At 72.0% G+C, this 5,656-nt stretch carries 5 protein-coding genes; 2 read left to right on the top strand and 3 right to left on the bottom strand.

Annotated elements, in window-relative coordinates; all coding sequences use genetic code 11:
• Nucleotides 1-7: 7 nt before the first annotated feature.
• Nucleotides 8-598, bottom strand: coding sequence for a TetR/AcrR family transcriptional regulator (locus tag ACJOT3_RS31885; protein WP_406976849.1), 591 nt, complete (start codon nucleotides 596-598; stop codon nucleotides 8-10).
• A gap of 94 nt (nucleotides 599-692) precedes the next feature.
• Here ACJOT3_RS31885 and ACJOT3_RS31880 point away from each other — a divergent pair, with 94 nt between their 5' ends.
• Nucleotides 693-1,967, top strand: coding sequence for an NADH:flavin oxidoreductase/NADH oxidase family protein (locus tag ACJOT3_RS31880; protein WP_406976848.1), 1,275 nt, complete (start codon nucleotides 693-695; stop codon nucleotides 1,965-1,967).
• Nucleotides 1,968-1,975: 8 nt separating this feature from the next.
• Here ACJOT3_RS31880 and ACJOT3_RS31875 read toward each other — a convergent pair whose 3' ends face one another.
• On the bottom strand, nucleotides 1,976-2,689 hold the full coding sequence (locus tag ACJOT3_RS31875) for a type 1 glutamine amidotransferase domain-containing protein (protein WP_406976847.1): 714 nt from the start codon (nucleotides 2,687-2,689) through the stop codon (nucleotides 1,976-1,978).
• A gap of 190 nt (nucleotides 2,690-2,879) precedes the next feature.
• Between ACJOT3_RS31875 and ACJOT3_RS31870 the strand changes: the two genes are divergently transcribed.
• Nucleotides 2,880-3,839, top strand: coding sequence for an NAD(P)H-quinone oxidoreductase (locus tag ACJOT3_RS31870; protein WP_406976846.1), 960 nt, complete (start codon nucleotides 2,880-2,882; stop codon nucleotides 3,837-3,839).
• 32 nt (nucleotides 3,840-3,871) lie between these two features.
• On the opposite strand, the gene ACJOT3_RS31865 is transcribed toward ACJOT3_RS31870, so the two are convergent.
• Nucleotides 3,872-5,536, bottom strand: coding sequence for a sulfatase-like hydrolase/transferase (locus ACJOT3_RS31865; RefSeq protein ID WP_406976845.1), 1,665 nt, complete (start codon nucleotides 5,534-5,536; stop codon nucleotides 3,872-3,874).
• Nucleotides 5,537-5,656: the final 120 nt, after the last annotated feature.

Raw genomic sequence — 5,656 nt, 5'->3', positions numbered from 1 at the left:
CCTCTCGTCATGCCCGGGCCACGGACCCGGCGGCGAGCAGCGCCCGGACGGTGGTGCGGATCCCGTCGGCGACCCGGTCGGGGTCGGCGGCGTCGAGCTTGCCGTCCAGGTACAGGAAGGCCAGGCCGTGGACGAGGGACCACACGCCGACGGAGAGGGCCTCGGGGTCGACCCCGGGGAAGACCCCGTGGACGATGCCCTGGACGTACTCCCAGATGGCGGCGGTCGCGGCGATCCGCTCCTCGTTGTCCGGGTCGCAGGGCTCGGCGAACATCACCCGGAACATCGCCGGGCGCTCCAGCGCGAAGCGGACGTAGGCGATGGCGATCTCGGCCAGGTCGTCCGGTGTCCGGGGCGACGGGTGAGCCGCGGACAGGTACTCGGCGAGTTCGAGGTAGCCCTGCGCGGCGACCGCGGAGACGAGCGCGTCGCGGTCCTCGAAGTGGCGGTAGGGGGCCGTCGCCGACACCCCGGCCCGCCGGGCCACCGCCCGCAGGGACAGCGCGGCCCCGCCGTCCTCTTCGAGCAGCTCCCGGGCGGCGCGCAGGCAGGCGGCACGCAGGTCGCCGTGGTGGTACTTGGTGCTCGTTTGCGACACGGATCACGCTCCCCGATGTTTGCAGTGCCCACATTCCCCTCTTAATGTGAGCAATGCACACATGATATGCGAACTCGACGGAAGAGGGACTGTGATGACCGGCGGATTGTACTCCCCCCTGCACCTGCGCTCGGGATCGGTGCTGCCCAACCGGATCGCCAAGGCGGCCATGGAGGAGAACATGGCGGGGCCGGGCCAGCTGCCCGACCACCGGCTGACGGAGCTGTACCGGCGCTGGTCGGCGGGCGGCACCGGCCTGCTCATCACCGGCAACGTCATGGTCCACGCCGAGGCGCTCACCGGGCCCGGCGGCGTCGTGCTCGACGGGGCCGCCCCGCTGGAGCCGTTCACCCGGTGGGCGCGGGCGGCCAAGTCCGGCGGCTCCGCGGTGTGGATGCAGATCAACCACCCCGGCCGCCAGATGCAGGCCGACATGCCCGGTGTCGTGTGGGGCCCGTCCGCGGTGGGCGTCGAACTGGGCAGGCTCAGCAAGAACTTCGGCCGCCCCACCGCCATGACCCCCGAGCAGATCGAGGCCACCGTGGAGCGGTTCGCGGTCACCGCGGCGCGCGCCGAGCAGGCCGGGTTCGACGGGGTGGAGGTCCACGCCGCGCACGGCTACCTGCTGTCGCAGTTCCTGTCCCCGCTGGTCAACAAGCGCACCGACGCCTGGGGCGGGTCGCTGGAGAACCGGGCGCGGATGCTGCTGGACACGGTCCGCGCGATCCGGGCCGCCGTCGCGCCGTCCTTCGCGGTGGCGGTCAAGCTCAACTCCGCCGACTTCCAGCGCGGCGGGTTCGACGTGGACGACGCGCGGCGGGTGATCGCGATGCTCGAACCCCTCGGCGTCGACCTGGTGGAGCTGTCCGGCGGCAGCTACGAGAGCCCGGCGATGACCGGACGCTCCGCCGACGGGCGCACCCGGGCCCGGGAGGCCTACTTCCTGGACCTGGCCCGGGACCTGGTGGCGACCAGCCCGCTGCCGCTGATGCTCACCGGCGGGGTGACCCGGCGGGACACCGCCGAGGAGGTCATCGCGGGCGGCGTGGCGGTCGTGGGGATGGGCACCGCCCTGTCCGTCACCCCGGACCTGCCCCTGCGCTGGCGGGACCGCCGCGAGGCCGACCGGTCGATGCGGCCGGTGACCTGGTCGAACAAGGCGCTGGCCTCGGCCGCGGGCATGGCCCAGGTCCGCCACCAGCTGCGGCGCATCGCCCGCGGGAGGTCCACCCGGCCCGGCGTCCTGCCGACGTACGCCCTGCTCGCGCAGCGGATCGGGGACCGCAAGGCGCTGCGCCGCTACCGCGCCTGGCTGTCCGCACCGCGCGGCGCGGCGGCCCGGGGCGCCGCGCACCGGGCCGGCCGCTGACGCGGGGGTCAGCGCGCGGACGCGGCGGTGATGTCGGCGACCAGCCGCTCGGCCAGCCGCTCCGAGGACTGCGGGTTCTGCCCGGTGTAGAGGTTCCCGTCGACCACGATGTGCGGGCGCAGCGGGACCAGGCCCTTGGAGTACTCCACGCCCGCCTCCTTGAGCCGGTCCTCCAGCAGCCAGGGCGCCTTCCTGGCGAACCGGTTGAGCAGCTCCTCGCGGTTGGACAGCCCCGTCATCCGGCGGCCAGCGAAGGGCGAGGCGCCGTCGGGGCCGGTGGCGGCCAGGACCGCCGCCGGCGCGTGGCACAGCAGCGCGAGAGGGCGCCCCGAGGCCAGCCGGTCGGCCAGCAGGGCACCGGAGGTCGCGTCGTAGGCGAGGTCCTCCATGGGCCCGTGGCCGCCGGGGTAGAAGACCAGGTCGAAGTCGGCGGCGTCGACGGAGTCGAGCGCGACCGGGTGGTCGAGGGCGTCCTTGATCTCCTCCAGGTAGGCCTCGATCGCGCGTCGCTTGCCCGGGGTCCCGCCGGCCAGGCCCAGGCTGAGGCGGTCCAGGGTGGGGGCCTTGCCGCCGGGGGTCGCGATGGTGATGTCCCACCCGGCCTCGCTGAAGATCCGGTGCGGGACGGCGACCTCCTCGGCCCAGTAGCCGGAGGGGTGGACCGTCCCGTCGTTCAGCGTCCAGCGGTCCGCCGCGGTGATCACGTAGAGCACGCTCGTCATCGTTCTGCCCTCCCCCGATGTGTTTACAGCGCTCACATTAATTCGGCGACCAGTTCCGGCCAATGGTGTCGCGGGGCGCGGCGGAGCGCAGACCACCGGCCGGGATCGTGATCCAATGTTGACAGTGCACACTTCTGCTTCTAATGTAAGCAGTGAACACATTGAGCTTTCCGGCCACGGAGGAGATGTCATGAAGGCGATCACCATCAAGGAGTTCGGCGGCCCCGAGGTCCTGGAGTGGACCGACGTCGAGGACCCGGCCCCCGCCCCCGGCGAGGTCGTCGTCGACGTGGCGGCCACCGCCCTCAACCGGGCCGACGCCGTCCAGCGGATCGGCCTCTACCCCGTGCCCGAGGGCGCCTCCCCCTACCCGGGTCTGGAGGTCTCCGGCCGCATCAGCGAGATCGGCCCCGGCGTGACCGGCTGGGAGGTCGGCGACGAGGTCGCCGCGCTGCTCACCGGCGGCGGCTACGCCCAGAAGGTCGCCGTCCCCGCCGGACAGCTCCTCACCATCCCCGCGGGGGTGGGCCTGGTCGAGGCCGCGGCCCTGCCCGAGGCGGTCGCCACCGTGTGGTCCAACGTCTTCATGACCGCGCACCTGGCCGAGGACGAGACCCTCCTCGTGCACGGCGGGGCCGGGGGCGTCGGCTCCATGGCGGTCCAGATCGCCAAGGCCCGGGGCGCCCGCGTCGTCACCACCGTCGGCGGCCCCGAGCAGGCCGCCCGCGTGCGGGAGCTGGGCGCCGACGTGGTGATCGACTACCGCACCGAGGACTTCGCCGACCACGGCCCCTACGACGTGATCCTCGACATCATCGGCGGGAGCTACTTCGAGCGCAACATCCGCACCCTGGCCACCGACGGCCGCCTGGTCGTCATCGGCCTCCAGAACGGCCTGGAGGCGCCGATCAACCTGGCCGACGTCCTGTTCAAGCGCCTCTCGGTGCACGGCACCACCCTGCGCTCGCGCTCCCCGGAGCAGAAGGCCGCCATCGTGGCCGGGGTCCAGCAGGAGGTCTGGCCGCTGGTCGGCGGCGGGGCCGTCGCGCCGATCATCGAGCGCACCCTGCCCATGTCCGAGGCCGCCGAGGCGCACCGCCTGCTGGAGGCGGGCGGGCACTTCGGCAAAATCCTGCTGGTCAACGACTAGCGCCCGCCCCGGCGCCCGCGCCGCCCCGGCCCCTACTGCTTGGTCATCGCGATCCGGTACAGGTGGTCGGGGTCGATCAGGTGGTCGTGGCCGTCGTCACCGGTGTCCAGCCGCACCCAGTCGATGGTGCCGGTGAAGCGGTTGTCCCCCGCCCCGTACTCCTCCGAGACCGGGGAGCCGCTGTCACCGCCGACGTCGGTGGTCTCGTCCATGGAGAACGTGAACGGCTCGGTGCTGTCCACCCGCCCGCTCCCGGCCGCGTCCCCGTCGACGTACAGGGTGACGGTGCCGCCCTTGGCCAGCCCGCCGCCGTCGTAGGCGAGCTCCATGCGCACCTGATGCTTGCCGGGCGGCAGCGGCGCGTCGGTGGCGGTGGTGTAGTGCTCGATGTCCAGCAGGTTGTAGCAGTACTTCAGGTGCCCGTCCTTGCAGTAGAGGCTCCACCCGCCGAACCGGCCGCCCTGGGCGACGATGACGCCCTCGACCCCGTCGGGGACGTCCACCTCCGCCGTCACCGAGTACGACTTGTTCTTGAGGCCGAGAACGGAGTTCTCCGACAGCCGCACCATGCCCGGGTAGAGTATCTGGGAGGTGCCCTGGATCAGCTGGGGCCGCCCGGCCAGGTCGGCGTTGAAGCGCTCGGCCGACCGGTCGTCCAACGGCAGCGCGTTGTACCTGCGGGCCTCCAGCAGGAACAGCCGCTGGAGCTCGCACAGCTTCTCCGGGTGCTCCTCGGCCAGGTTGCGGGCCTGGGAGTAGTCGGTGCTCCCGTCGTAGAGCTCCCAGGCGTCGTCGTCCAGCTCGGGGTTGCCCATCTCGTCCACGCCCAGCCACGGGATCTTGTGCAGCGTCACCGCGGACCAGCCCCTGTGGTAGATGCCCCGGTTGCAGACCATCTCGAAGTACTGGGTCTCGTGGCGTTCGGGCGCGTCCCCGTCCTCGAAGGAGTACGTCATCGCGGTGCCGTGCATCGGCTCCTGGGTGACCCCGTGCACCTGGGTGGGCTCGGGGATGCCCGCCGCCTCCAGGATCGTCGGCGCCACGTCGATGACGTGCGAGAACTGGGAGCGGATCTGCCCCTTGGCCTTGATCCCGCCGGGCCAGTGCACGATGGTGCCGTTGCGGGTGCCGCCCCAGTGCGAGGCGGCCTGCTTGGTCCACTGGAACGGGGCGTCCATCGCGTGCGCCCAGCCGATGGCGTAGTGGTTGTAGGTGGTGGGCCCGCCCAGCTCGTCGATCTTGGACCGCAGGTACTCGGGCGTCTCCACGTCCTGGCGGTGGTTGATCAGGATCATCTCGTTGGTGGTGCCGTACATGGTGCCCTCGGCGGAGGCGCCGTTGTCACCGATGATGTAGTACACCAGGGTGTCGTCCAGGGCCCCGAGGTGGTCGATGGCATCGATGAGCCGCCCCACGTGGTGGTCGGCGTACTCCAGGTAGCCGGCGTACACCTCCATCTGGCGGGCCAGCACGGGCTTGAGGTCGTCGTCGACGTCGTCCCAGGCAGGGATGCCCTCCGCCCTCTCGGTCAGCTCGCAGTCGGCGGGCACGACCCCCAGCTCCTTCTGCCGGGCCAGGGTCTCCTCGCGGAGCCGGTCCCAGCCCTGGTCGAAGTGCCCGCGGTACTTGTCGGCCCACTCCTTGGGCGCGTGGTGCGGGGCGTGGGTGGCCTGAGTTGCATCGCCTTTAGTGACCACCTCGGGCGAGCGTATCCAGCATCTGTTGGGCCTCGTCGGGGATCCGCGGCGGCGCTTGGATCCTCTGGCCACCGAGGCTGATCGTCGCGGTGCGCAGCGGGCGCAGCGTCTTGACGATCG

The sequence above is a fragment of the Nocardiopsis protaetiae genome (assembly GCF_045446735.1).
In the GTDB taxonomy this organism is placed as follows: Bacteria; Actinomycetota; Actinomycetes; order Streptosporangiales; family Streptosporangiaceae; genus Nocardiopsis; species Nocardiopsis protaetiae.
This window is presented reverse-complemented; position numbering and strand designations above follow the sequence as displayed.

Excerpts from the sequence above, each read along its gene's own strand:
- ACJOT3_RS31880 (WP_406976848.1), top strand. The coding sequence starts at position 693 with ATGACCGGCGGATTGTACTCCCCCCTGCACCTGCGCTCGGGATCGGTG.
- ACJOT3_RS31875 (WP_406976847.1), bottom strand. The coding sequence starts at position 2,689 with ATGACGAGCGTGCTCTACGTGATCACCGCGGCGGACCGCTGGACGCTG.
- ACJOT3_RS31870 (WP_406976846.1), top strand. The coding sequence starts at position 2,880 with ATGAAGGCGATCACCATCAAGGAGTTCGGCGGCCCCGAGGTCCTGGAG.